21 protein-coding genes are annotated in these 25,595 nt (G+C 65.0%); 7 read left to right on the top strand and 14 right to left on the bottom strand.

What is annotated here, in order from left to right; all coding sequences use genetic code 11:
• Positions 1 to 14: 14 nt before the first annotated feature.
• Both OC450_RS03945 and OC450_RS03940 read right to left on the bottom strand, forming a co-directional pair.
• Positions 15 to 1,511 carry an MDR family MFS transporter gene (locus OC450_RS03945; protein ID WP_211384784.1) on the bottom strand — a complete coding sequence of 499 codons (1,497 nt, stop codon included), beginning with the start codon at positions 1,509 to 1,511 and terminating at the stop codon, positions 15 to 17.
• Entirely contained in the window at positions 1,508 to 2,491 is a 984-nt protein-coding gene (locus tag OC450_RS03940) for an HlyD family secretion protein (protein WP_262047218.1), read from the bottom strand. Before OC450_RS03940 ends, OC450_RS03945 begins: the two co-directional genes overlap by 4 nt.
• On the opposite strand from OC450_RS03940, the gene OC450_RS03935 reads away from it, so the two are divergent.
• Positions 2,471 to 3,439: a TetR/AcrR family transcriptional regulator gene (locus OC450_RS03935; protein WP_262047217.1), complete on the top strand. Its 969-nt coding sequence runs from the start codon at positions 2,471 to 2,473 to the stop codon at positions 3,437 to 3,439. The two genes, OC450_RS03940 and OC450_RS03935, sit on opposite strands and share 21 nt — an antisense overlap.
• A gap of 173 nt (positions 3,440 to 3,612) precedes the next feature.
• On the opposite strand, the gene msrA is transcribed toward OC450_RS03935, so the two are convergent.
• From msrA to OC450_RS03900, 7 genes are all read right to left on the bottom strand, one after another.
• Positions 3,613 to 4,128 carry a peptide-methionine (S)-S-oxide reductase MsrA gene (gene msrA, locus OC450_RS03930; RefSeq protein ID WP_211384781.1) on the bottom strand — a complete coding sequence of 172 codons (516 nt, stop codon included), beginning with the start codon at positions 4,126 to 4,128 and terminating at the stop codon, positions 3,613 to 3,615.
• Between the two features lie 37 nt (positions 4,129 to 4,165).
• The gene (locus OC450_RS03925; protein WP_262047216.1) at positions 4,166 to 4,615 is read right to left on the bottom strand and encodes a cupin domain-containing protein; all 450 of its coding nucleotides are present in this window, start codon (positions 4,613 to 4,615) and stop codon (positions 4,166 to 4,168) included.
• A gap of 20 nt (positions 4,616 to 4,635) precedes the next feature.
• Positions 4,636 to 5,058: an OsmC family protein gene (locus OC450_RS03920; RefSeq protein ID WP_007601290.1), complete on the bottom strand. Its 423-nt coding sequence runs from the start codon at positions 5,056 to 5,058 to the stop codon at positions 4,636 to 4,638.
• Positions 5,059 to 5,166: 108 nt separating this feature from the next.
• Entirely contained in the window at positions 5,167 to 6,015 is an 849-nt protein-coding gene (locus tag OC450_RS03915) for an enoyl-CoA hydratase/isomerase family protein (protein WP_262047215.1), read from the bottom strand.
• Positions 6,016 to 6,077: 62 nt separating this feature from the next.
• Entirely contained in the window at positions 6,078 to 7,391 is a 1,314-nt protein-coding gene (locus OC450_RS03910; RefSeq protein WP_262047214.1) for an epoxide hydrolase family protein, read from the bottom strand.
• Between the two features lie 255 nt (positions 7,392 to 7,646).
• Positions 7,647 to 8,360, bottom strand: a complete 714-nt coding sequence (locus OC450_RS03905) for a VOC family protein (RefSeq protein ID WP_211384777.1) — start codon at positions 8,358 to 8,360, stop codon at positions 7,647 to 7,649.
• Positions 8,361 to 8,393: 33 nt separating this feature from the next.
• The gene (locus OC450_RS03900) at positions 8,394 to 9,065 is read right to left on the bottom strand and encodes a sensor histidine kinase (protein WP_262047213.1); all 672 of its coding nucleotides are present in this window, start codon (positions 9,063 to 9,065) and stop codon (positions 8,394 to 8,396) included.
• A 326-nt stretch (positions 9,066 to 9,391) separates the two neighbouring features.
• Here OC450_RS03900 and OC450_RS03895 point away from each other — a divergent pair, with 326 nt between their 5' ends.
• The 4 genes from OC450_RS03895 (at position 9,392) to OC450_RS03880 (ending at position 15,025) form a co-directional block, all read left to right on the top strand.
• The gene (locus OC450_RS03895; protein ID WP_262047212.1) at positions 9,392 to 12,232 is read left to right on the top strand and encodes an ATP-binding protein; all 2,841 of its coding nucleotides are present in this window, start codon (positions 9,392 to 9,394) and stop codon (positions 12,230 to 12,232) included.
• Positions 12,233 to 12,350: 118 nt separating this feature from the next.
• A complete protein-coding gene (locus OC450_RS03890; RefSeq protein WP_211384774.1) occupies positions 12,351 to 13,058 on the top strand; it encodes a hypothetical protein in 708 nt (235 codons plus the stop codon).
• A gap of 188 nt (positions 13,059 to 13,246) precedes the next feature.
• Complete coding sequence (locus OC450_RS03885) at positions 13,247 to 13,948, top strand: type 1 glutamine amidotransferase domain-containing protein (protein ID WP_256806170.1); 702 nt, start codon at positions 13,247 to 13,249, stop codon at positions 13,946 to 13,948.
• Positions 13,949 to 14,068: 120 nt separating this feature from the next.
• Positions 14,069 to 15,025 (top strand): alpha/beta fold hydrolase, encoded by a 957-nt coding sequence (locus tag OC450_RS03880; protein ID WP_211384772.1) that lies wholly within the window; start codon positions 14,069 to 14,071, stop codon positions 15,023 to 15,025.
• A 77-nt stretch (positions 15,026 to 15,102) separates the two neighbouring features.
• Here the strand turns inward: OC450_RS03880 and OC450_RS03875 are convergent, their stop codons facing one another.
• The gene (locus OC450_RS03875) at positions 15,103 to 17,982 is read right to left on the bottom strand and encodes an ATP-binding protein (RefSeq protein ID WP_262047211.1); all 2,880 of its coding nucleotides are present in this window, start codon (positions 17,980 to 17,982) and stop codon (positions 15,103 to 15,105) included.
• Between the two features lie 350 nt (positions 17,983 to 18,332).
• Here OC450_RS03875 and OC450_RS03870 point away from each other — a divergent pair, with 350 nt between their 5' ends.
• A complete protein-coding gene (locus OC450_RS03870; RefSeq protein WP_256806167.1) occupies positions 18,333 to 19,313 on the top strand; it encodes a helix-turn-helix domain-containing protein in 981 nt (326 codons plus the stop codon).
• Between the two features lie 84 nt (positions 19,314 to 19,397).
• On the opposite strand, the gene OC450_RS03865 is transcribed toward OC450_RS03870, so the two are convergent.
• Positions 19,398 to 21,719, bottom strand: coding sequence for a molybdopterin guanine dinucleotide-containing S/N-oxide reductase (locus OC450_RS03865; RefSeq protein ID WP_262047210.1), 2,322 nt, complete (start codon positions 21,717 to 21,719; stop codon positions 19,398 to 19,400).
• 314 nt (positions 21,720 to 22,033) lie between these two features.
• Here OC450_RS03865 and OC450_RS03860 point away from each other — a divergent pair, with 314 nt between their 5' ends.
• Positions 22,034 to 22,384 (top strand): RidA family protein, encoded by a 351-nt coding sequence (locus OC450_RS03860; protein ID WP_211384768.1) that lies wholly within the window; start codon positions 22,034 to 22,036, stop codon positions 22,382 to 22,384.
• Between the two features lie 147 nt (positions 22,385 to 22,531).
• On the opposite strand, the gene OC450_RS03855 is transcribed toward OC450_RS03860, so the two are convergent.
• Genes OC450_RS03855 through OC450_RS03845 form a run of 3 tightly spaced genes read right to left on the bottom strand, consistent with a single transcriptional unit; the run spans position 22,532 to position 25,519 of the window.
• The gene (locus OC450_RS03855; protein WP_211384767.1) at positions 22,532 to 22,999 is read right to left on the bottom strand and encodes a hypothetical protein; all 468 of its coding nucleotides are present in this window, start codon (positions 22,997 to 22,999) and stop codon (positions 22,532 to 22,534) included.
• Complete coding sequence (locus OC450_RS03850; RefSeq protein WP_211384766.1) at positions 22,983 to 23,900, bottom strand: DUF2950 domain-containing protein; 918 nt, start codon at positions 23,898 to 23,900, stop codon at positions 22,983 to 22,985. Before OC450_RS03850 ends, OC450_RS03855 begins: the two co-directional genes overlap by 17 nt.
• On the bottom strand, positions 23,897 to 25,519 hold the full coding sequence (locus OC450_RS03845) for a DUF3300 domain-containing protein (RefSeq protein WP_262047209.1): 1,623 nt from the start codon (positions 25,517 to 25,519) through the stop codon (positions 23,897 to 23,899). Before OC450_RS03845 ends, OC450_RS03850 begins: the two co-directional genes overlap by 4 nt.
• Positions 25,520 to 25,595: the final 76 nt, after the last annotated feature.

The raw sequence follows: 25,595 nt of genomic DNA, 5'->3' as shown, positions 1-25,595 counted from the left end.
ACGACTCCCCGGCGTTAACCGGCGGGACGCGGCTTACGGAGAAAGAATACGAGCGGGATCACGACGAGCATGGCGAACATCAGGATCTCGAACTGATCGATGACCGCGACCGTTGCCGCCTGACGCGTGACCATTCCGTTGAGCGCGACAAGGGCCGGCTTCCCGATCGGGCCCGCAACGTTCGCCGCGACACGGAAAGGCGTGAGGTGTTTGGCAAGCGCTATGTGCACGGCCTGGGTGTTGGCATAGAAGAAGAGCTGGACCACCGCGATGCCGATGGTGCTGCCATAGAGGCGCGACAGGTTGATCATCGCGCTGCCCTCCGGCCGGAGCTTCGGATCGAGCGTGCCGAACGCAGCCCTCGCGAGCGCCGGCAACAACATGCCGAGACCTGCGCCCTGGAGGAAACCGGCTTCGACGACCGGCCGCCAATCCATCGCGGGCGAGTAGCCGAGCATCAGCCAATTGGCATAGATCACCAACGTCATTCCACCCATGAGGAACGGCCTGTAGTCGACCTGTCCCGGAACCAGGCTCGTCAGCACCAGCGCGCCCATCAGCGCCACGCCGCGCGGAATGGTCATGTAGCCGGTGGTGTCGACGGGGTAATTGAGCAACTCCTCCAGCATCGGGGACGTCAACGCCAATGTCGGCAGCAGGACGAAGCCAAGCGCGAAGGAGATCACCGTCGAGAGGACGAGATTGCGATCCCTGAATAGCGCCGTGCGGAGAAAATGTTCCTTCTTCGTCAGAACGTGCACGATGAAGAGATAGAAACCCAGCACCGAGGCGATCGCTTCGCCCCATATCTCCGTCGATGCGAACCATTCGAGGCGCTCGCCGCGGTCCAGCAGCATCTGTAGTCCGATCATGCCGACGGAGAAGGTCGTGAGGCCAAAGAAGTCGAAGGGCTGGCTTCGCTCGACCCGCTTCTCGCTCAGCAGCAAGGCCATCGTCAGGAAGATGAAGGCCGTCATCGGCAGGCTGAAATGGAAGATCGACGGCCAGCCGTAATATTCACTGAGCCAGCCGCCAATGGCGGGGCCGGTGCTGATGCCGAGCAGGGAGCAGACGGTGGACACCAGGCCCATCCGCGCGTGCCGCGCCGGTGGCGTCACCTCGAGCAGGATCGCCAAGGAGAGCGTCGCGAGCGGCCCGCTCGCCGCGCCCTGGAGGATCCGCGCCAGCACGAACTGGATCGACGTCGTTGCCAGCGTGTCGAGGACAAGACCGAGCGTGAAGATGGCGAGGGCAGCCTGATAGACCGCCTTGCGGCCATAGCGCCCCGCGAGCCACTGCGTGACCGACATGGTCACGGCACTTGCCGCGATATACGAGGAGAACACCCAGCCGACCTCGTCGTTCGCCATCGAGAGCGTCGCCTGAATATGCGGCAACGCCGCGTTCGGTATCGAGATGTTGACGGCCTGCATGTAGGTCGCCATGAGCGCCGCCGCGGAGATCGCGTGGTGACCGCCGGTCGCCGCGGTCGATGGGAGGGGCGTACTCATTTGACCTCCGTCGCAAGCGCGCCTTGGAGCAAATGCGGCCAGCTTCGGCGATGGCCGGTGTCGACCCGCGCCGTCACGCTGATGCCCGAGAACAGCGGCCGCGTCGGATCGAGATCGTCGAGCTCGAGGCGCACCGGCAGCCGCTGGACGACCTTGACCCAGTTTCCGGTCGCATTCTCGGGCGGCAGGATCGAGAAGTCCGAGCCGGTGCCGGGGCTCATACTGACGATATGCGCCCTGAACTTGCGATCCGGATAGGCGTCGACGTCGATCGTCGCCTCCTGGCCCGGACGCATGTGGGTCAAGCCGGTCTCGCGAAAATTCGCCTCGATCCAGATGTTCCGGCTCGACATCAGCGAGAACGTCGGCGCCCCCGCGTTGACGAAGCCGCCGATCTGCAAGTCGTCGACCTTCGTCACGATACCGTCGTCGGGCGCAATCACCGTGGCGTAGGAGAGATCGAGCCGCGCACGGTCAAGCTGGGCTCTTGCCGCGCGAACTGTCGGATGACGATCGGCATCGATATCGGGATCGCCGTTAAGCGCGACGACCGTGTTGGCGATCTGCTGCTCGATCGATGCCATGCGATGGCGGGCGACCTTGAGATCGGTCTCGGCCCGTTCATAGACCGCGCGCGGCGTAAAGTCGGAGGCGACCAGCATCTTCTTGCGATCGAACTCACGTTCGTCGAAGGAAGCCGATTCCTTCGCCGATTGCAGTTCCGCCTGCTGCTGGCGGTAGGTCGCCTTGAGGGAGGCGATCTGGAGCCGCGCACTGCCGAGCCGCGCCTCGGCCTGATCGACTGCAATCTGATAGGGCTCCGGGTCGATTCTAAACAGGACCTGGCCCCGTCGCACGCGCTCGTTATCGCGCACGGCGATCTCGACCGCCTGGCCTGACACCCGCGCGTTGATGGTCACCTTGGCAGAACGCAGGAACGCGTCGTCGGTCGAGACATATTGTTCCTGCGCCAGATACATGACGGCGCCGAACACGGCGGCCGCAGTCGGCAGCGCGAGCATCAGGGGCCGGCGCAGCCGCCTGCCAAGGTCCGCTCCGAACAATGGCGCAGCAGCCTCGCTCCCGCGGAAGCTCCTGCGATCGCCCAACCAGCCGGCGATTGGCGCAAAATTCAAGCGCATCGTAAGGCCCTCGTCTTATCCTCTTCACTAACGATCGTTACAAATATTGTACTCCGGTGCGCCGATCAAGGTGCGCGGCCATTGATTTTTATAACGATCCATACAAATATATGTGTGAAACATCGCAACCAGGATTTTGGCGATATGGCACGGAAGAAGAGCGAAACGGGCCCGGCGCGCCGCGGACGGCCGCCCGCCTACGATGCAGAGACGGCCCTCAAGCGGGCCACGGAGACGTTCTGGCGGACCGGCTATTCCGGCACATCACTGGACAAGGTCGCCGCCGCGACCGGCATGAGTCCACCGAGCCTCTACGCCGTGTTCGGCAACAAGCACGCGCTCTATCTCGAAGCGCTCGCGCGCTATTGGGAGATGAGCCTTGCCGCAACGCGTGAGGCCCTCGCCGGGGACCTTCCCTTGGACGAAGCCTTGATGCTGGCCTATGACGCTGCGCTGTCGATCTATTTTTCCGGCAAGGGAACCGCGCGCGGCTGCTTCGTGGTGGGAACCGCGGTGACCGAAGTGGCAGAGGATGCAGCAATCCGGAACAGCGTAGCGGCGGGACTCCGCGCGATCGATGCCGATTTCGAGGCCCGCTTCCGCCTTGCCCAGGACAAGGGCGAACTGAAGCGTGATGCGGATCCCGCTGCGCTTGCAATCCTCGCCTCAGCCACGATGCATACCATCGCCATTCGCGCCCGCGCCGGCGCTCGCCGCGCCGAGTTGAGGGAGCTTGCCCGGAAGGCCGTGGACGTGATCTGCGATTGCCGGACAGAGGTGCGCTGAGCAGCGAGGCGTTCTCGGCTCGCGAGCCGGTGACGGTCGGGAGCGATTCTTCCGCGCAATGAGATGACTTCAACCGGCACACTTGCATTCCTCGTCAACAAATGGCCGCCGTCGCGAGCGGTTCGCAAGCCGGACCCAGCCGGGCTCTCCCCGGCAATTTGTAACGGTGCGATCTAGCCTCCCGCCGCCGCCGCCCGACGCGGCAGCTTCCAGCCGGGCCGGATGAAGTGACAGGTGTAGCCGTCCGGATAGCGCTCGAGATAATCCTGGTGCTCAGGCTCGGCCTCCCAGAACTCGCCGGCGGGCGTGACCTCGGTCACTACTTTACCAGGCCACAGTTGCGAGGTCTCGACATCGGCGATCGTGTCTTCCGCGATCCGCTTCTGCTCGTCGCTCGTCGTGAAGATCGCCGAGCGATAGCTCGTACCCCAGTCGTTGCCCTGACGGTTGAGCGTGGTGGGATCGTGGATCTGGAAGAAGAACTCCAGCATCGTTCGGTAGCTCGTTTTCGCCGGGTCGAAGATGATCTCGATCGCCTCGGCGTGGCCCTCGTGATGGCGATAGGTCGCGTTCTTGACCTCTCCGCCGGTGTAGCCGACGCGAGTCGAAATCACACCGGGCTGCTTGCGGATCAGATCCTGCATGCCCCAGAAGCATCCTCCGGCCAGAACCGCGCGCTCTGTCGTCATTTGATCCTCCATTCGTTCAGCCGATATCCCCGGCGCTCTACCTGGCAACTGCATGGAGGCGCGGGTCATCATCGTCGTCGTGATATTCGAGGCCCAATGGGCCGATGGCGTAGACCTGTGTGACATATTCACCGGACTTCGCCCAATGGAAATGCCAGGTTTCGCCGGGCAGCACGATCACGCTACCGGGCGGGTAGGCCTTGACATCGTCGCCGTCGAAACGCTCGCCGAGTCCGATATAGAACACACCCGACATGACCGTGTAGACGCGGTCCTCCGGATGCTTGTGTGGCATCAGTCTGGTACCGCCGGGCACCTTCACCCGGACCACGTAGGGTCCGGGTTCATTGGGATGACCGACGATCACGGCCAGCCGCGCCCCGGATGGAAACGCCGGGAACGGCAGCCATGCGATATCCTCGGGCAGTATCGCCCGAAACCTGTCTTCGTCCGGCTGATGTTGACGGGACGGATCTTGACGAAGCATGGCGCCGCTCCCTGTGTTGCCTAGGTCAATTTGGCATCGAGCGTGATCGCGGCGTTGAGAACCTTCGACACCGGACAGTTCTTCTCGGCCTCGCCGGCGATCCTGGCGAAGCCTGCGTCATCGAGGTTCGGCACCTTGGCGCGCAGGGTCAGCGCGGACTTGCTGATCTTGAAGCCCTTGCCTTCCGGCTCCAGCGTGACGGCGGCCTCCGTCGAGAGTTCGTCCGGCGTGAAGCCGGCGAGCTGAAGGCCGAACGCCAGCGCCATGGTGAAGCAGCCGGCATGGGCCGCCGCGATCAACTCCTCGGGATTGGTGCCCTTCTCGTTCTCGAAGCGGGTCTTGAACGAATAAGGCGTTGCGGCGAGCACGCCGGATTCGCTCGATAGCTGACCGGTGCCGTCGCGACCGGTCCCCTTCCAGACTGCTGTTGCCTTGCGGATCATCTCAATTCTCCTTGTTGATTTTCAGCACCGGCGTCCGTACCGGAGGAAAGCGACATTGGCACGACCGCCTGTCGCCATTCCAACCGGCCAAGCGCCGCGGCGGTTCCGTCAGGCCCCAATCTGGCCGACGTGGAAACCCAGGCGATTCTCCAAGTCGCCGGCGCGGTGGAAGCCACGTGCCATCAACGCCTTGATGCGGGTCTGGCTCGCGGGGCGGCCGAGCGCGGCCAGGAACGCGTCCCATTCCGGCTTGATCTCGACATCCGGCGGCAGGCTCGCGACGTCGACGAGACGCTTGGTCTCGGCAATGGCGTCCTTGTCGAACGACGCGATGCGCATCGCGAGCGCCTCGACGAAACCGTCGAGCTCGGCATCGGGCAACGACCGGTTCACATAGCCGTAGCGCTCGGCGAGATCGCCGTGGATGTCGTCGGCGCCGAGCAGCACTTCGAGCGCGCGGCCGCGGCCCATCAGGCGCGGCAGCCGCGCCATCGGGCCGCCGCCGGGCACCAGGCCCGCACCAACTTCCCATTGCGACAGGATCGCCTTCTCGCGACTGGCAAAGCGCATGTCGCTGGCGAGCGCGAGCTCGCTGCCGACGCCGGTGGCGCGGCCCCGGATGGACGCAATGGAAACGACCGGCGCGCGACTGAGGCGAACCAGCGCGTCGGGCAGCGCCTGCAATCCGGTCGGTCCGGGCGGGATACGAAGCGAATCCTCCAGCGGCGCGAGGAAGTCGTAATGCGTGATGAAGAAGCCTGCGACGGCGCTGTCGAAAACGACGACTTTCACCTCCGGATCGGTCTCGACCGCCGTGACGATGTCGTCGAGTAGCGGAAGATGCTTCGGGCCGAATATGTTCACCGGCGGCATGTCGAAGGTGACGCGCCAGTAGGACGGCAGACGGCGTTCCAGACGAATGTCTCCGGTCGTGAAATTGCGTTCGGGACGGTTCATGATTGTAACTCCTGATGTCGGGGCGGTCGGGGACGTGCGGGATTGCGTGTCCCTGCTCGTTCTCAGATCGACTGGCGCAGCGGGCGGAACGCGGTGCGCATTTCCGCAGCGAACAGCGCGGGCTGCTCCCAGGCGGCGAAATGCCCACCCTTGTCGAGTCGGTTGTAGTGCATCAGCTTAGGATAGGCCTTCTCGGTCCAGCTGCGGGGCGCGGCGTAGATCTCGTCCGGGAAGACGCTGACGGCGACCGGGATCTTGATGTGCTTGGGCTCGAAGAACACCAGCTTGTTCTCCCAGTAGAGCCGCGCCGACGACACTGCAGTGTTGGTGAGCCAATAGAGCGTGATGTTGTCGATCACATCGTCCCGCGACAACCCTTCCGTCCTGCCGTCGAACACCCGCGCGATCATGGCAGCGCTGCGCGCATCGTGATCGAGCATCCAGGATGCGAGACCTGCCGGCGAATCCACGAGGCCATAGAGTGTCTGGGGTCGGTTCGACATCTCGATCGCGTAGCCCAGTCCGTGCTTGTAGAAATCGTCGAGCTGGTCGTAGGCATGGCGTTCGTCGGCCGAGAGATTAGCCGGCCGCGACCCGCCGGGCTGTAGCGCCTTGGCGATATCGTCGGGAACGGTGGCAGGCATGTTGGTGTGGATGCCGAGCAGTTCCGGCGGCGCGATCAACGCCATCTGCTCCGTCACGGCATTGCCCCAATCGCCGCCTTGCGCAACGTAGCGGCCGTATCCGAGCCGCTTCATCAGCACGATCCAGGCGCGCGCGACGCGCTGGGGGTCCCAGCCGAGTGCCGTTGGCTTGCCGGAGAAGCCGTGGCCGGGCAGCGAGGGGATGACGAGATCAAAGGCGTCGGCCGCCTTTGCACCGTGCGCGGTCGGATCGGTGAGCGGGCCGACGATCTTCATCTGCTCGATGATCGAGCCGGGCCAGCCATGCGTGACGATCATCGGCAGCGCGTTCTCGTGACGAGAGCGGACGTGAATGAAGTGGATGTCGACGCCGTCGATCTCGGTGACGAATTGCGGCAAGGCATTCAGCCGCGCCTCGATCTTGCGCCAGTCGTAGTCGTTCTGCCAGTGGCGCACGAGCTGCTGCACCGTCGCCAGCTGCACGCCCTGCGATCGATCGGCGACGATCTCACGATCCGGCCAGCGCGTCGCTGCGAGGCGACGACGGAGATCGAGCAGATCCTCCTCCGGCACGCTGACGTGGAACGGGCGGACGGCGCCGCTTGCAGCGGCCTTCGCCGGATGCAGCGGCAGCAGGCTCGATACGCTGGCGGCAACCGCCGTCATCGCGGCCTGGGTCAGCAATTGACGGCGGTCGGGGTTGAGGATGTCGGCTCGTGCTTGCGTGGTCATGTTGGCTCTCCCTGGCTTGATCGGTGACGCCGATCGAATTCGAAATCGACGCGTCGGCTCGTCATGGGCAGAGAGTGACGCAGACAACTGCAATTGGCTCGTTATGCATTGTTAGACTGCGTTAGCCGTTGCGAGCCGGCGGGGCACATCGCCGATCGCGCAATCCCCGCGGCAAAAAGCAACGCGGCGCGCGATGACCTCGGTCATCGCGCGCCGCGTCGGCTTTCGTCGGTTGAAGCGTTCGTGCCGCCCAGCTCAGGATGGCAGAGGCTGGCCCGCCTGCTCACGGACGATGTAGTCGGCGTACCAATCGGCCCAGTTCTCGTCGTGCCCGCCGGTCCGCTTTTCGTGTTCGCCATGGGCCGCCGCCGCACGGCGCAATGCCGCGGCCAGCTCGGCCTGCGAAGCGAACGTCGTGCCGCCGCCCGCGATGCGTCCTGGCAGTCGCGTGGTGACTTCCTGGAACAGCCAGCCATTGCCGTCGGGATCGCTGAACGAGGCAAATGAGCTGTAGCTGCCGCGCTTCGGGTCAGCACCGCCGACTCGCGCGCGGCCGAACAGATATGGTTCGTCCGATCCGGAATGAACGTCGCCGGCACCGTGGAACGGAGCGCTGACCTCGATGCCACGGTCGAGCAGATCCTTTCGGGCCGCCTCCAGATCGGACACGATCAGGTACAGGCCCCGCGCCGACCCGGGCGCCGCCGCCGTCACGTTGCTGCCGAAGATCACCGAGCAGGCCGAGCCCGGCGGCGTGAACTGGATCACACGCCAGTCGTCGTCCGAGGCAAAATCGGCGTCGAGCCGCCAGCCGAGACGGGTGTAGAACGCCTTGGCGCGGTCGACGTCGGACACGGGGATCACGACCACCTCGAGCCTCAGATCAACGCCAGGCGACGTCGAAGGCTTGCTTGCAGACGTCTCCGAAGATTTGACCGCGGCATCACGGTCGATGTCGAGTGTGGCCATGTCGAACTCCCTGAGTTGGATTTGAAACGAGCCTCAGGCGGCTTCGATCGGCATCACGATGGTCACCCGTGTGCCGCCCTCTCCCGCCTCGCCGTGCAGCCGCGCGCGAATGCCGCGTGCGAGTCCTTCGAGAAGCCGGCTGCCGGTGCCCTGAAGCGGCTTGGTCGCGCCGATCCCGTTGTCGGCCACCGTGCAGAACCAGGCGCCGTCACGCTTGGCCATGTCGATGCGGATCAGCGCACCATTCCTGTTCGGGAAGGCATGCTTTGCCGCATTCGTCACCAGCTCCGTCAGCATCAATGCGAGTCGATGGCATTGCCATGCCGGCAGCGTGCCGCCTTCGATGGCCGCTTCGCAGCGGATGCCCGACGGCTCCAGCACGGCCTCGGAAATCGCCGCGCACAGGCTTTCGAAGAAGCCTGCAACGAAGATCGCCGAATGGTCGTCATTGTCAGACAGGAGTTGGTAGAGCCTGCCGAAGGCGACGATGCGCCGCTCGAACCGATCCACCGCAAGCGACACGTCCCTGGTGCCGGCCCGCGTGAAGTCGCGACGGACCGACGCGCCGAGCAGCGTCAGCGTGTTCTTCATGCGATGATGGGACTCCCGCAGCACGAGTTCCCAATCACGCGACTGGTCGTCGAGGCTGGCGACAAATTGAGCACGAACGGAGCTACCGTTCGGCATGGACCCGATAGCGGACATCATAGCCTCCCTGTTGAAATAGGATCTAACTCGGAAGCCATACTGGATGCATCGCGCGTGTTTTGCCCGTTAGACGTTGCAAGTTTTTGTTATGATCGGCGGCATCACGATCTGGCAGTGGCGACTGCCGCCGCGACGGTCAGGCCCACTGACGAATTGTCGCGGTCGCGTCGTAAACCGTTCGCGTTTAAGCAAATTTGCGGCTGAGATTCCGCCTGCGGTCGGTCATCGCCACGCGATTTTGCCACTTTCGGCCAGTTTACTGATGACCTCGTTCTGGTAGATCAAAGCGCAGACACCAGCCTTTTCACTGGAATCACTAGCCCGTGCCGGACACCAACGACCAGGATTCGGCCATTGCCTTCGGACCGTTCCGGCTGTTCGCAAAGTCGCGGCTGCTCGAGAAGGACGGCGCTCCCGTTCACCTTGGCGGTCGTGCGCTCGACCTCCTCGTTTTTCTCGCCGAGCGCGCCGGCGAGGTTGTGGACAAGCGTGAGTTGATCAAGCGCGTCTGGGCCGACGTGAACGTCGACGAAGGCAGCCTTCGCTTTCACATCACGACGCTCCGCAAGGCCTTGGGCGATGCCGGGGAAGCCTCCCGCTACGTCGTCAACGTCCCAGGGCGCGGCTATTGCTTCGCGGCTCCGCTGCTGCAGCCTGCTTCGGAGAACCGGTCCGGCCTGCCCGCGGCTTCGCCCCGCTCGCTGCCCTCGCCACTCGCGAAGATGATCGGGCGGGACGATGCGATCGAGAAGATTTCGGCCGAGCTTGCCCTGCATCGCTTCGTCACGATCGTCGGCCCCGGCGGGATCGGCAAGACCTCGGTCGCACTGGCCGTCGCGCACGCCGAGCTCCAGGCCTTCGAGGGCCAGGTGTGCTTCGTCGATTTCGGCGCGCTGACGGAGCCTCGGCTCGTTACCGGAACGATCGCAGCCGCCCTCGGCCTGACCGTCAATTCCGAGGACCCGATGCCGGGGCTGCTGACGCACCTGCGCAGCCGGCGGATGCTGCTGGTCTTCGACAGTTGCGAGCACATCCTCGACGACCTCGCCCCCCTGGCCGAGCGCATCGTCCGGGAGGCGGGCAAGCTGCATATTCTGGCCACCAGCCGCGAATCCTTCCGCTCGGAAGGGGAGCGCGTCCATCGGTTGTTTCCGCTGGATTGCCCGCCGGAGCGCGACGGGCTCGGCCTCGCCGACATCCTTGCCTATCCCGCAAGTCAGCTCTTCGTGGAACGCATTGCCGAAAGCCTCGGAGAATTCGAGCTCAGCGAAGAGGATGCGCCGCTCGTCGCCGAGATCTGCCGGCGGCTGGACGGCATCGCGCTCGCGATCGAGCTCGCGGCCGGGCGCGTGAACGCCTATGGCATAGCCGGAACCGCCTCGCTGCTGGACAGCCGCTTCTCGCTGCTGTGGCGGGGGGGGCGCACCGCGATCCCGCGGCACCAGACCCTCAGCGCGGCGCTCGCCTGGAGCTACGATCTGCTGCCGGCAGCCGAGAGCGCAACGCTGCGCGGATTGTCGGTGTTCGTCGGGCCTTTCACGCTGGAAGCCGCGCTTGCGGTCGCCTCCTGCCAGGGCATCGGCGAGCCCGAAGCGGTCGAGGCGATCTCGAACCTGCTGTCGAAATCGCTGATCGCGACCTCGCCTGCGGAGCGGCGGCTGCGCTATCGCCTGCTCGACACGACACGCGCCTTCGTCGCGGACAAGCTCGTCGAGAACGGGGAAGCGCCCCGCGTCGCGCGCGCCCACGCCGAATATTTCCGCGATTTCCTGCGCGACATCGCACTGAAATCCACTGGTATGCAGAGCGCGGGCGGCTTCCTTCCCTATGCCGATCATCTGCCCAATGTCCGGGCCGCGCTGACCTTCAGCTTTTCGGACGGCGGCGACCGGACCATCGGCGTGGATCTGGCGGCCGCGGCGGCCCAGTTCTTCCTCGAGCTGACCTTGCTGACGGAATGCTCCCGCTGGACCCAGCAGGCGCTGGCGTTGCTCGATGCGAGCGCGGCCGACAGCCGCACGGAGATGACGCTGCAAGCCGCGCTCGGCGTCTCCGCGATGTTCACGCAGGGCAATACCGAAGCAGTCCACTCGGCGTTCACGCGCAGCCTCCAGCTTGCCCGGGAGCTCGAGGATCTGCACTGGCAGCTCTGGCTGCTGCGCGGATTGCACATCTACCTGACCCGGGTCGGAGATTTTCACGGCGCGCTCGGGACCGGCGAACAGGGCGAAAGCGTTGCGCGGAAGCTGAACGATCCCGCCAGCACGCTGAACGTGGAATGGATGCTGGGCGTCGCGCATCATTTGATCGGCAACCAGGACAAGGCGGTGCAGTTCTGCGAGAGCGCGATGGTGCATAATCCCGGCTCGCAGCGGCTCAATATCGGCCATCTCGGTTATGACGACCGCATCGTCGCGCTGGTGGCGCTGGCGCGCGGGCTCTGGCTCACCGGCAGGCCCGATCATGCGATCGAGGCGGCGAGATACACGGTGCGCGAGGCCGAGCTGCTCGAGCAGCCGCTCACGCTCGGTATTTCCCTGATCTGGACGATCTACGTGTTCCTCTGGGTCGGCGACTGGGCCAATGCCGAAAGCCTGATCGAGCGCCTGATCGATCACTCCGCCCGGCACTTCCTCGGCCCCTATCACGCGGTCGGCATCGGCCAGAAGGGCGAGTTGCTGCTGCGCCGCGGCGAGGTCGCCGCCGGCATCGAACTCCTGCGCCGCAGCCAGGCCACGCTGTACGCGACCCGGCACCGGATCATGACGACGGTGTTCGCGACGGCACTCGCGGAGGGTCTCGCCGCCCAGAACCAGGCCGAGGAGGCCTTGCAGACGATCAATGAGGCCATCGCCCAGATTCCCGATAACGGCGAGTCCTTCGACATGCCGGAGATGCTCAGGATCAAGGGCGACATCCTTGCGCGGTCGGGTCACTCAGCGGAAGCCGAGAACTACGTCCGCAAATCGCTCGATCTGTCACGCCGGCAATGCGCGCTTGGCTGGGAGCTCCGCGGAGCGATCAGTCTCGGCCGCATCTGGGAGCGGGCCGGCAAATCCGCCGACACGCGGGCCCTGCTCACCCCACTCGTGGCGCGATACAGGGAAGGCCTCCAGACTTGCGATCTGGTCGCCGCAAGGGAGCTCCTGGGCAGCCTGAATTGATAGTATCTTCAAGGAGATACCACCATGCTGCGCGCTCGCAACTCCTAACAACTTCTAACACGCCAAGCCGCATACACCCCGCCATGGTGGTGGCACTTCACGGTGGATATGGCGGGACATGGCCCTTCTTGACGACGTCATCGATGCCAGCGGTGGTTTGGCCCGCTGGAACAGCTTGAACCGGTTCACCCTCCACCTGTCCGTCGGCGGAACGCTGTTCTCCAGCGCCGGACATGCCAGGGAATTCAAGGATGTGACTGCGGAAGGCTCGACCAAGACACAATCGGTCCGCTTCACAGGCATCACCGGGGGCGAACACTCCGGCTCCTTCCAGCCCGATGCGATCACGATCGAGAGCCTGGATGGCGAGGTCCTGCGGTCCTGGCGCAACCCGAGCCTTGCATTTCCCGAGGTCGGCTCGCCTGCGCTCGCGGACGAACTGCACCTCGTCTTCTTCTGCGGCGTCGCAATCTGGAATTACCTGACCAGCCCATTCCTCCTTGCCCATCCCGATGTCGTCACGGAGGAGCTGGCGCCATGGCGCGAGGGCGCCGAGACCTGGCGGCGGCTGCGGGCGCAATTTCCCGCGCATTTGATCACGCTCGCGCCCGAGCAGATCTTCTACTTCGACGAGAGCGCCCTGCAACGGCGGACGGATCACGATCTGTTCGGGATGAAGGTCGCAAATTATTCCTGGGCCCATGACAGCTTCGGCGGCATCGTGGTGCCGACGCTTCGACGTGCGCAGACGCTGCGGCCCGACGGAACCGTGATCGCCAAGCCGGTGCTGATGGACGTCGAGATATTCGACGCCGTGTTCGAGTAACCGCGCGCGCAGGCCCGGCAACGGACCACCGCTCTCAACGTCTAACAATACATAACGAGCCAACAGCGCGCCTCGAGTGCAGATTGCGCTTGCGAGCATCGAACGACGTGCTCGAACGAGACGCAGGCGGCCCATCTCCATCGGGTTGGAACGCATCATTTCAGTGAACACACTCAAGGGAAACAGTCATGAAAGTACTGATGGTTCTCACGTCACACGATCAACTCGGCAACACCGGGCGCAAGACGGGCTTCTGGCTCGAGGAGCTGGCCGCCCCCTATTACGTGTTCAAGGATTCGGGCGCGGAGATCACGCTCGTCTCGCCCAAGGGCGGCCGTCCGCCGCTCGACCCCAAGAGCAACGAGCCCGAGTTCCGCACCGACCTAACGCTGCGCTTTGAAGCGGATGCCGCCGCGGAAGCACAGCTCGACAAGACGCTTCGCCTCGACAGCGTCAGGCAGGAGGATTTCGACACGCTGTTCTATCCCGGCGGCCACGGCCCGATGTGGGACCTTGCCGAAGACCCGGACTCGGTCAAGCTGATCGAGTCGTTCTTTGCCGCCGGCAAGCATGTCGCGATCGTATGCCATTCCCCGGCGGCGCTGCGCCACGTCAAGACGCCGGACGGCAAGCCACTGGTGCGGGGCAGGGAAGTGACCGGTTTCACCAATGGCGAGGAGGAAGCCGTCGGCCTCACCAAGGTGGTGCCGTTCCTGGTCGAGGACGAGATGCTGCGCCTCGGCGCCACCTTCTCGAAGAAGGCCAACTGGACGCCTCACGTCGTCAGCGACGGCCTGCTGATCACGGGACAGAACCCGCATTCGTCCAGGCCGGCCGCGCAGGCGCTGCTCGCCGCCCTCAAGGGCAAACCGTTGGCGCGCGCTTCGTAAAGCCGGGATGCGGCCACATCTCGGGAGGGGCCCGTGACGGCGCCTCCCGACATCGCAGTCGCAAGCGCATGACCCGCTTTCGACAGATCTTCACCCGACATACCGGACCGGAGCGATGACATGAACATCCCAGCCGCACTCGTCCTCTCGGCCGCGATGGTCGGCGCGACCGTGACAGCGTCGGCGCAAGAGTTGCGGTCGAGCCGACGCTCGATCAGCTATCACACCGTCGAGATCGAGGGCCTCAAGGTCTTCTACCGCGAGGCCGGCCCCACCGACGCCCCGGCCGTTTTGCTGCTGCACGGCTTTCCCTCGTCGTCGCGGATGTGGGAGCCCCTGCTGTCGCTGCTCGCCGACAAATATCATGTCATCGCTCCGGACTATCCCGGCTTCGGCAACAGCAGCGCGCCGCCGCCGTCAGATTTCACCTATACGTTCGACAACATCGCCGCCGTGATCGGCGAGCTCACGACAAAGCTCGGACTTGCCGGCTACGTCCTGTTCATGCAGGACTACGGAGGTCCTGTCGGCTTCCGCATTGCCCTGGCGCAGCCCGAACGTATCAGCGCCATCATCGTTCAGAACGCGGTTTCGCACGAGCAGGGGCTGGGTCCGCTCTGGAGTGCGCGCAGGAAGTACTGGGCCGATCCCGCACACGAGCTCGAGGCGCTCAAGGCCAACTTCACGTCCCTGGAAGCGACCCGTCAGCGGCATCTCGGCTCGAGCCCGCACCCCGAACGCTACGACCCCGACACCTGGACCGACGAATACGCGTTCCTGACGCGTCCCGGCCAGGCCGAGATCCAGACCACGCTGTTCCTCGATTACCGGACCAACGTCGCCTCATATCCCAAATGGCAGGACTGGCTGCGCAAGACGCGGCCACCGACGCTGGTGGTCTGGGGCAAATACGATCCGTCCTTCACCGTCGCAGGCGCCGAGGCCTATCGCGACGACGTGCCGGATGCCGAGATTCACATCCTCGAAGCCGGCCACTTCGCGCTGGATGAAGCCACCGACGAGATCGCCGCGCTCGTCCGCGACTTCCTGGCGCGGCTGGACGGACAGAAGAGATGACCGCCGATGGACGCGCCCAGGACAGGCCTTAGGAGAGGCCTTAGGAGAGGCCTTGACGGCCGGTTGCTGCGACGTGTTCAGGCCGCCGGCCCGTTCAGCATGCGCCGCGCCGCAATGAGATCGGCGGTCTCGAATCCTTCGGAGAAGCGGGCGTAGGTTTCGGCGAGCCGTTCCAGCGGAGCCTGCACACCCTGCCGAACACGAAGCTGCGCCAGCGACGTCTCGGCCCGCAGCCGCCAGGACAATGCGCCCTGCTGCTCGGCAAGGGTGATCGACGCGACAAGATCTGCTTCGGCCGCCTCGAGATTGCCGCCACGAGCCTCGAGTTCTCCCCGCAGACGGAGCAGTTCGGGCATGTCGAAGGCCCCGCCTTCCTGCACGACCCGGTCGATGGTTTCGTGCAGGACCTGGGCGCCTTCCGTCAATCGTCCCAAAGAGACCAATCCCCGGCACAGGTCCGAGGCGAACGCCGATGCATAGAGCTCGTAGCGATCGGCATGCAGGCGTGGAAGCGCGCTCCGCAACAAGTCGATGCCGCCGGTGACCTCGCCGCGGCCGATCATGGCCTGGGCTCGAAAGCCGGTCGCGACGGCTTCGTAGGGTACGAGTCCGTGCATGCCCGCATGCGCCGACAAGCGACCGGTCATGGTCTCGACGGACGACCAGTCGCCAACCCACCCGAACACGGAGGCGGACCAGCACAGCGCGATACAATGCATCACCGCGTCGCGCGGCGCTGAAGCGCCGACAAGCGGCCGGACGCATTCGAGCGCACGATCGGGAAAGCCGCGCAGCCACAGCACGCGCGCGAGCGGAATTTGCGGCGTGCGCGAATAGGCGAAATGTCCGGGTTGCGTTCCGCGTAGCGCAGCGTCGTCGCGTACGCCCTGGTCGAGATGGGCCTCCGCCGCGACCTGATCTCCGGCGAGGTGATAGGAAACGCCGAGCAGCGCCTTACTGCCGGCAATCCCCGCGATGTCGCCGATCAGGCGGGCAATCCGCTCGGCGTGAAGCGCGGTCGGCACCAGATGCCGATAGCCACCGGTGCGGCGGTAGAACATGTTGAGCCGCGACAGCAGCCTGAACGTGTTGGCGTGATCGGAAAGCGCCTCCGCAAGCTCCAGCCCGCGCCGGAGCGCCGCTTCCGCCTGCTCGCTGTTGCGCTCGGTGAACATGAGGGCGTGACCGAGCGTGGACTGGAGCTCGAGCTCCCATCTGCCGCCCCGGTCGGCATTGTCGAGCGTTGCGAGTGCGCGATCGGACCAGATGCGGGCCTCGCTGAGCAGATTGAGCTCGACGAACAGCCTTGTGCAGCCGGCCGCCAGCGGCACGCGCAAGCCGGCGCCGTCGTCGTTGGCATAACTCCATTGCAGCGCCGCGCGAGCGTCGGCGAGCAGGCTCACGCGCTCCTGCACAAGGGATGCATGATCGGTGCCCCCATGATCCCTCATGCCTGCTTCGAGCGCGCGTTGAACATATAGCGCGTGACGGCGCGCGATCTCGTTTGCCTGATCGCCATCCGCCAGCTTCTGCATGGCATAGGCGCGCGTGGCATCCAGCAGGCGATAGCGCCGCGACGCTCCGTCCGGCAGCGCGGACACCAGCGACTTGGCCACGAGCTGCTCCAGTGCGTGGACGACGCCTTCTTCCGGCGCCTCCCCGGCCGCGACCGCTATCGCGCCTTTCAACGTGAAGTTGCCCGCGAAGACGGCGAGCCGCTGGAACACGATCCGCTCGCTCTCGCCGATCAGGCCGAAGCTCCAATCGAGCGTTGCACTGAGGGTCTGCTGCCGCGGCGGCGCCGTTCGCCGCCCGCGCCATTCGAGCTGCAGCCGGCTGTCGAGCAGATCCGCCATCTCGCGCAGCCCGTAGAGACCGACGCGTGCGGCAGCCAGCTCGATCGCGAGCGCGATGCCATCGAGCTTGCCGCAAATCCGGGACAGGATCTCCGCATCGGCGTCGGTGATGTCGTCGCGATGCCCCGCAGCGACCGCGCGATCGACGAACAGACGCGCAGCGGGATAAGCCAGCACCTCGCCGGCATTGAGGCGGGTTCCCTGCGGGGGGCCGGGCAGCGAAACGAGCTCGAAAATCTGCTCGCCTTCCACCAGCAGCGACTCGCGACTGGTGGCGAGAATGACGATGCCGGGCGCCTCCCGGTAGATGTTTTCCGCAAGGCGCGCGACCTCGTCGATCACGTGCTCGCAGCTGTCGAGAACGAGAAGCAGCCGCCGCCCGCGCAGGAAATTGACGATGCTGCCCGAGGGATCATCGTGGTGAACGACGAGGCCCAATGCGGCGGCAACCGTGCTCGCAACCAGCGCCGCGTCCTTCAGGGGACCGAATTCGAGAAAATGGACGTTGCCGTCGAAGGTATCGCACATGTCATGCGCGATCGCGGTCGCGACGGTGGTCTTGCCGATGCCGCCCGGCCCACGTAGCGTGACGAAGCGATCGCGGAGCAAGCGCGCCGTCAACTCGGCCACGGCGTCCTCCCGCCCGACCATCCGGTCCAGTCGATGCGGCAGAGACGGCGGTGGCGCCGCCTTTTGAGGTGCCCGCGACGCCAACGCAGACACCTCTGCGCGCTCGACGCGCCGCACGGGCGCGACGAAGCAATAGCCCCGGCCAGGGATGGTGGTGATGTAGCGGGCGCCACTTTTTCCGTCGCCCAGCACCTTGCGCAGCTCCGCGACATGGACGCGAAGGCTGATCTCCTCGACAGAGAGTCCGGACCACGCATAGCCGAGAATCTCGTCCTTCGGGACCACTTCGCCGGCGCGGCTGACGAGCAGGCGCAAGATATCCATCGCGCGGCTGCCGAGCCTGACCGGCAGGCCATCCTTCTCCAGCAGCCGCGACCGAAGCGAAAATGGACCGAACGAGACGGCCTCGAAATCGAGCATCGTTGCGGCGCCGCTGCCACGGGGGCCATGACCTGCCGAGAGCTCGGTCACTTCTGACTCATCTTGACAGCCGCTCCATCGAAATGCGGCGCGACTATACCCGGCACCGGTGCGAGGTCCAGCGAGGGCATCGTACGAAACCCACGCCGCTGCATGGATAGCCGCGTGATAGCCCGCGCTCTCCCGAGTCGGATCGGGCTGCGCAAACAGTTGATAAAACGCGCAAAAACGTCCCCTTCTGCGACGAGCTGCCGCACGTGACGCGCCCCACAAAAACTAACAGATCCTAATCACCACTAACGGGCTTCCTGGCCAGAGCACGCCTATCCTCTCAACATCGAAAGCATGGGTTTGCGCGTTTGCCGATTGCAAGCAGCCGCAAAGCCTGGAGAGGACCAACGATGTTGACCAATTCGCAGGGAGCGCCTGCCTGGACTGATTTTCCGGCCGGCCAGCGGGGTCACGAGATCCCCCAATCGACACAGGCGATCATTCGGGAGCGCCAATGGCGCCAGATCGATTGCGGCCCCGAGGCCGTCGAGGACATCACGGTTTCGCGATGGGAAGACCCGCGGAGCACGTCCTCGCACGAAGCGACGACGCCCGAGGATCGCTATTTCGTCGGCATCGCGTTGAAGACCACGCGCCTAAAACTGAGCCGGGACCGCCAGATCATTTTCGACGGCACGATGCCCGCCGGCACCCTCTATCTCACCGCGCCGTCGAAACCTCTCGCCGTGCAATTCCAGTCGCCCTGCGCCTTCCTGCACGTCCACATCGCCACGGAGCATTTTCCGGCGCAATTCGCCGCGACCGAAGGACTGAATGACCTCGTGCTGTTGCGCGACCCGCTCGCCGCCGAACTTGCCAAGGCGCTGATCGAACATGGCGACGCCGTGGACCACAAGTTTACGTGCTGCATCGGCCAGACCCTTGCGATGCATCTTGCGCGCGTGGAATTGCCGCGCGCCAGGGTCAATGCGTTGCCGAAATGGCGGCTGCGGCGCATCGAGCAATATGTCGCCGATCATTTCGACCGGTGCATCAGCCTGTCCGAGCTCGCCAACGTCGCCGGCCTGTCCAGAATGCACTTTGCGGCGCAATTCCGCACCGCGACCGGTTATCGCCCCCGGGAGTATCTGCTCAATTACCGGATCGAGCAGGCCAAGGCGCTGCTGGCGACGACCGAGCGGCCTCTGGCGGAGATCGCGCTTGCGGTCGGCTTCAGCACGCAGGCGCATTTTTCCACCGTCTTCAAGCGCATCAGCGGTCAATCACCGGCACGCTGGCGCCTCGCCAGCAAGGGCGAGCGGCCCGAGGTGAAGGCGCTTCCGCCGCGTCGTGGTTCTGCACAGAGGGAATGGATCAGCGCGGCCGCCTAAGCATTCAGCTCGCGCCCTCCTCCTCCCGGGCCCGCGAGCCTCTCGGGGCCGTCCCTGCACCCAACAGGGCGGCCTCGCTTTTTTCTACACCGGATCGAAAGCCCGGATCGGCGGGAGATTGCCGGTGAACTTCTCGACCTCGACCGTCGTGAGCTGGCCGGTGCAGCCTTGGGCGAACGATGAAGTGCCAATGTCGCGGGTGAGCACGTTCGGATTGCCGTGAACGCAGAGCGGCGCTTCGTCTTCGGGATCCATCGGATCGTACCAGGCGCCGGTCGGAAGCTGCACGACGCCCGGCGCGACGCCGTCGGTGACATGGACTGCGGCAAGGCACGCGCCGCGCGCGTTGAACAGGCGGATGATGTCGCCGTCCCCGATGCCGCGCGCGCCCGCATCGCGCGGATTCATGCGCGCGACCTCGCGGCCGCGATGCTTTGCCGCCAGCGAATGTCCGCCGAAATCGAGCTGGCTGTGCAGACGCGTCGCCGGCTGGTTGGCGACGAGGAAGCAGGGCGCGCCGGGCTTGGGCATGTCGGTCTTGTCGAGCCAGACCGGATGGCCGGGACAATCCGCGTCGCCATGGCCCGCAATCTTGGCGGAGAATATTTCGATGCGGCCGCTCGGCGTCGGCAGCGGATGATTGACAGGATCGTCGCGGAAACTGCGCAGCCGGCCGCCGTCATCGGGTTGCTGCGGCACGACCAGGCTGCCGCGCTGCCAGAAGTCCTCGAAGGCCGGGGCCTCAAGGCCGCGCGCTTCCAGCGATGCGCGGGTCGGCTCGTAAAGATGTTCTAGCCATTCTCGCGACGTGCGTCCCTCCGTGAAAGGCTCGCGCGCGCCGAGACGTTCGGCGAGATCGGCAAAAATCTCGTAATCGTCGCGCGCAAGGCCAAACGGCTCGGCGATCCGGTGCATGGCGACCATCAGCGGATCGTTGCTGGAATAGCCGATGTCCTCGCGCTCGAGCGTCATCGTCGAGGGCAGCACGATGTCGGCATGCCGGGCCGTGGCGGTCCATGCGAGCTCGTGCACGACCAGCGTGTCGACTTTCGCAAACGCCTTGCGCAGGCGGTTGATGTCCTGGTGGTGATGAAAGGGATTGCCGCCGGCCCAGTAGACGAGACGGATGTCCGGATAGGTGCGCGTCTCGCCGTTGTAGCGATAGGTGCTGCCGGGGTTGAGCAGCATGTCGGCGATGCGCGCCACCGGAATGAAATCACGGACGGCATTGCGGCCCTGCCCCAGCGTCGGCCCCGGCACGTCGTTGACGCGGCGGCCGTAATAACCGATCGCACCCAACGAATAGGCGTAGCCACCGCCGGGAAGGCCGATCTGGCCAAGGGCTGCCGCCAGCACCATGCCCATCCACACCGGCTGCTCGCCATGCTCGGCGCGCTGGAGCGAATGGGAGACGGTGATCAGCGCGCGCTTTCCGGCCAGGCGACGCGCCAGCCGGCGGATCGTGTCCGCGCCGACGCCGCAGATCGCGGCGGCCCACTCGGCGCTCTTCGGCTGGCCATCGGTTTCGCCGGTGAGATAGCGCAGGAAGACCGGCCACCCCTCCGTGTAGCGATCGAGGAAAGCCTGGTCGTGCAGGCCTTCGCTCGCCAGCGTGTGGACGATTCCGAGCATCAGCGCGGTGTCGGTGCCGGGCACGCATGTCATCCATTCGGCACCGGCCTCGACGGGCAGGTCTTCACGCAGCGGGCTGAAGAGGATGAACTCGCAGCCGCGCCGGCGCGCAGCTGCCATCGCGCCGCGCTCGACATGCTTGCTGATCGAGCCGCCGGCGACCATCGAGTTCTTCAACGCCATGCCGCCGAACGCCAGCACGATGTCGGTTTCGGCCGCGATCTGCTCCCAGGTGACGTTGCGCTTGGTGATGTCCTCGTAGCCGCAGAGGATCTGCGGCAGCAGCACCGAGGACGCGCCCGAGGAATAGGAATTCACAGAGCGTACATAGCCGCCCAGGGCGATGTTGAGGAAACGGTGCACCTGGCTCTGGGCGTGATGGAAGCGGCCCGCGCTCGACCAGCCATAGGAGCCGCCGAACACGGCACCGGGCCCGCGCGTGTCACGGATGCGACCGAGCTCGTCGCCGAGGAGATCGAGCGCCTTCTCCCAGCTGACGGAGACGAACTCGTCGCGGCCGCGGCGATCGTCCGGGCCCGGGCCACGCTCGAGCCAGCCGCGGCGGATCGCCGGCTGGCCAATACGCGCCTGGTGTCGCAGCGCACCGGGGAAATTGTCGATGATGCCGTTCGGATCGGGATCGCCCGCATACGCCCTGACCTCGAGCCCGGCCGCGCTTTGACGCGCCGAGAACACGCCCCAATGGGAGGTGTGCGGCTTGAAGCCGTCGGACAGGTCGAGGCCGGGGTCGGGGAAGCCAATCGTATCGTCCATCGTCTGATCCTTGTTCCGGGCACGGCATGGTCCGGCAGCCCCGCGTCATTCGGGTGCCAGTATACCGATCCACTTTCCGATGTCGTCAGGGTCAAGGCCTGCGGAAATGCCGGGCCCTCGTGCGCAATGAGAGGCTGGTGACCTTCGCCAGAGCGATGACGACGATTCGCAGGTCAATTTGTTCCTTTATTTTCAATACTTTATCTGACCACGATCGGAGTGGCCCTTTCGCAGGCGTACGCCATCTCTTGCAACGACACCGACATTGAAATGTGCGATATGCCGCCGGTCCTCACAGCAACATCGGTTTCGTCATGATCAAGCGCGTCTTGCCTTACGAGGGTCTGCTCCACGAAGTGGTCGAGCATAACGGCGTGCTTTACATCGGTGGCATCGTCCCCGAGGACACGAGTCTCGATATGTCGGGCCAGGCATACGACGTCCTCGGACAATTGGCCCACCTGCTGAAGACCCTCGGGTCCGATCTCGCCAACGTCTTGCAGGTCACCATCTACATGGCCGACCTCAAGGAGAAGGCAGAGTTCAATGCGGCCTGGAAGGCGCACTTCGCAGAAGCTCATCTGCCGGCGCGCGCCGCAATCGGCGTGGCCGATCTCGGTCCGGGCGTCAAACTCGAGATGACCGCAATCGCTGCCCGACAATAGCTTCAGATCAGTTTCTGCCGCGCGAGAAATTCGAGCTCGTGATCTGAAAGCCCAGTCAATTACGCCCCGTCATCGGAGCAGTGGCGTTGCGAGCGAAAAGGCGTCAGGGGGCGCTGGATGTGAGGTCCCCATTTCGCCGCTGCACGCTCACCTCAGGGAGATCATGATCGAGCTGAGGTTGGCGGCGAACTCCAGCCCGGCCTTTGGTCCCTGCAGCACCATCGTGACACCTCTGTCGTTGCGCAACTGAACGCCGTTGATGCCGCCGATCAGGGCGGCTCCGCCGCCGACCGAGCTGTACGTACCGGCAAAATCGCCGACCTCTCGAATTCCTGAAGCCCGGCCCTCGAGCCGTCCAACCGTGGCGCCGGCGGTGAAACCCAAGCTCAACCCGGTGACACGGAATGGATAATGGCGGCCCCGATAAGTCAGCACCCCGCTGCCGGCGCCCCCACCCAAGAGCAGCCCCGCCTTGACGATCTTGACGCGGACCTGGGCGGACGCCTGCGCGAACGAGGGGGTCATCGAGGCGAGGAGCGCGAGCAACACGAGTGGTGCGAGACGCCCAAGCAGCCGGCGCGATATCTCCGTGCGTCGCTCAGGGTTTTGCAGCATCGACCTTCTTCCAGGTCTGGTCCGGATCGAACTCGGTCATGCGGGGAGCGAGGACCTTGGTCCGAGTCCCCAGATCCTTCTGATAGACGATGCCCGCATGGTTGACCAGGAAGGTCATCACTCCGGAATTGCCGTACTCGGCAGGCCAGGCGATCAGCGCAAAGCCCCCGATCATCTTGCCTTTGACGACATAGTTGAGCACGCCGCCCGGCGCGTTTGCGCCCTGCCCCTTCAGGATGCGGAAATAGTAGCCGTGATAGGGCGCCGGCCCCTCCTCGGCCTTGTAGCCCTCGGTCGAAGCCTGTGCCGCCAGTGCGCCGAGCGGGCTCGGGTCACTGTCGTCGCGCCAGAACAACCCATCCTTCTTGCCCGCACTGCTGACGATGCGCTGTGCGTACACGCCGGCTCCCTCGCCGCGATCCTTATCGGCGTACTCGTTCTCCGCATCGACAAAGGCGAGGCTGGTCTGGATCGCGTCGAGCTCGTTGCGGCCGATACGGCGATACAGGATCTCGATGCGGCCTTCGGCGGTGTCGAACTCCCAGCCGGTCTTGGTGTTGACGAGCGGGATCGGGAACGGGAAGTCGTCCGGCCCCAGCATCAGCGTCGCTTTCTTGTTACCCTCCGCCTTGATCGAATGTTTCGCATCGTACATCGAGGTGAAGCGTTTCCGGATGTCGACGTCGGCCACCTCGTCGCCGGACGAGACGATGTCGTCGGCGGCGCTGCCGAGCACTTTCAGGATGGCCCTGTCCGGCCCGCTCTTGACGGCGGTGGCGAGCGCCGCCGCTGCTTCCTCCGGTGTCGGATAGGACTGCTGCGCGAGCGACGGCGAACCCATGAGCGCCAGTGCCATGATGGCCGGCACAACCGCACGATGAACCGTATTCAAGCCCATCATGGCGTCACCTCCGCAGGAATCTTCGCGCCGCCGGCGAGCCAATCGCGGTAGGTGCGGAATTTAAGACCGAGCTTTTCGTAATAGACCCGGAGATAACCGTCCGCTCCGCGGGTGACAGCTTTCGGCATCACCTCCTCGACCTCCTGCGCGATGACGCCGACATAGGCCTTGTCGCTGCCGATATAGTTGAAGCGATAATAGCCGAGTCCGTTTGCGAGATGGCCAAGCAAGACGACATCGTGCTTCAGCGAGATGTCGGAACGGCGCCCGCCGCCACCACCGCCGCGGCCACCTCCACCGCCACCACCGCGGCCGGCGAAGCTGGCGCCGCCACCGCCGCCACGCGGCCCCGCGCTCGCCATGCTGGCGTGACCGCGGGCCGACGCCGCCGCCGCCGAGCGGCCCGACGATACGTTCAGCGCACTTCCGCCGCGTGAGCTGCCGCCACCACGGTTCGCAGCCGCAGCACCGCCCTTGCCACCGCCTGCTTTGTTGCCGGCGCTCTTGGCACCGGCATTTTTGGCACCGGCATTCTTGGCACCACCCTTGGCCGCACGATCACCTCCGCCCTTGGCGCGATCCCCCGCACCCTGGCCACCTCGATCGCCGGCGCGGTCTCCTGCACGATCTCCCGCACGATCTCCAGAACCTGCCCGGTCCTGTCCCGGCTTCAATACTTGCTGTCCGTCGCGTCCGCGGAAATCCATCCGGTCGGAGGCACCGGCCTTCAGGTTGCTATTGCCGAAGCGCTGCTGAACATTTGCGTTGTTGTAGCGAACGCCCTGGCGATGCGACGGATTGTGTTGCCAGCCATTTCCAACGTTGGTGGTTCGGTGATTGATGTAGACGTTGCGGTTGCCCCAGTTGCAGCCACCGCCCCAATAATTGCCCCAGCGGCCAATGGCCCAGGCCGTGCCGAAGGCGAGACCCGCCGCGACGACGCCCGCACCAATGTAGGACGGGTAACCGAAGTAATACGGCGGATACTCCGCGTAGGGCCACTCGCCGTAGACCGTCGCCGGCTCGTAATACGGCACGTACATCGTATCTGATACGGCCGGTTCGATCACGATCACCTGCCTGCTCTCCTGGGTCTGGACGCTGACCTTCTGCTGCTTGGTGGTGACCAGCTTCTTGTTGTCAAAGGCCTTGGAACGGAGCCGCTGGACCGCATCCATCGCGTCCGGCTGCTGCGCCAGCACGGCGTCGCCGAGCGCCTTGGTCCAGTCGAGCTTGTCACTCATCATCGTGAGGACGTCGGCGGTCGAGGCCAGTGCCTTGACGCTGTCGTCCCAGGATTGCTTCTCGACCTCGGTCTTCAGCGCATCGCCCTTCAGGGTCTTGCGCTCTTTCAGCCAGCGATCGGCCTGCACGACTTCCAGAGGATAGGTGGATGCCGCCAGCACATTGGCGAGCAGTTCGTCGGGATAGAGCGCGATCGGCGCCACCAGTGCCTCGAGCTGCTCGGGCTTGAGCAACTCGACAGTCGGCGGCGGCTGGCTTGACGGTTGTGCCTGACCGCCCGGGGCAGTCGGGGTGCCAGCCGTTTGAGCGACCGCAGCGACCGGGATCGCCAGCAGCAGCGCCATCGCGATCAAGGTCTTGCCGCAACGAAACATCACATCCTCCCTCGGGCCTCGCAGCGCGAGCATCCTGGAAGGTCAACAGCCTTCATTGATCAAGATCAAAGGAACG

Origin of the sequence: Bradyrhizobium sp. Bra78 (assembly GCF_024519855.1) — a bacterium.
Classification (GTDB): Bacteria; Pseudomonadota; Alphaproteobacteria; order Rhizobiales; family Xanthobacteraceae; genus Bradyrhizobium; species Bradyrhizobium japonicum_G.
This window is presented reverse-complemented; position numbering and strand designations above follow the sequence as displayed.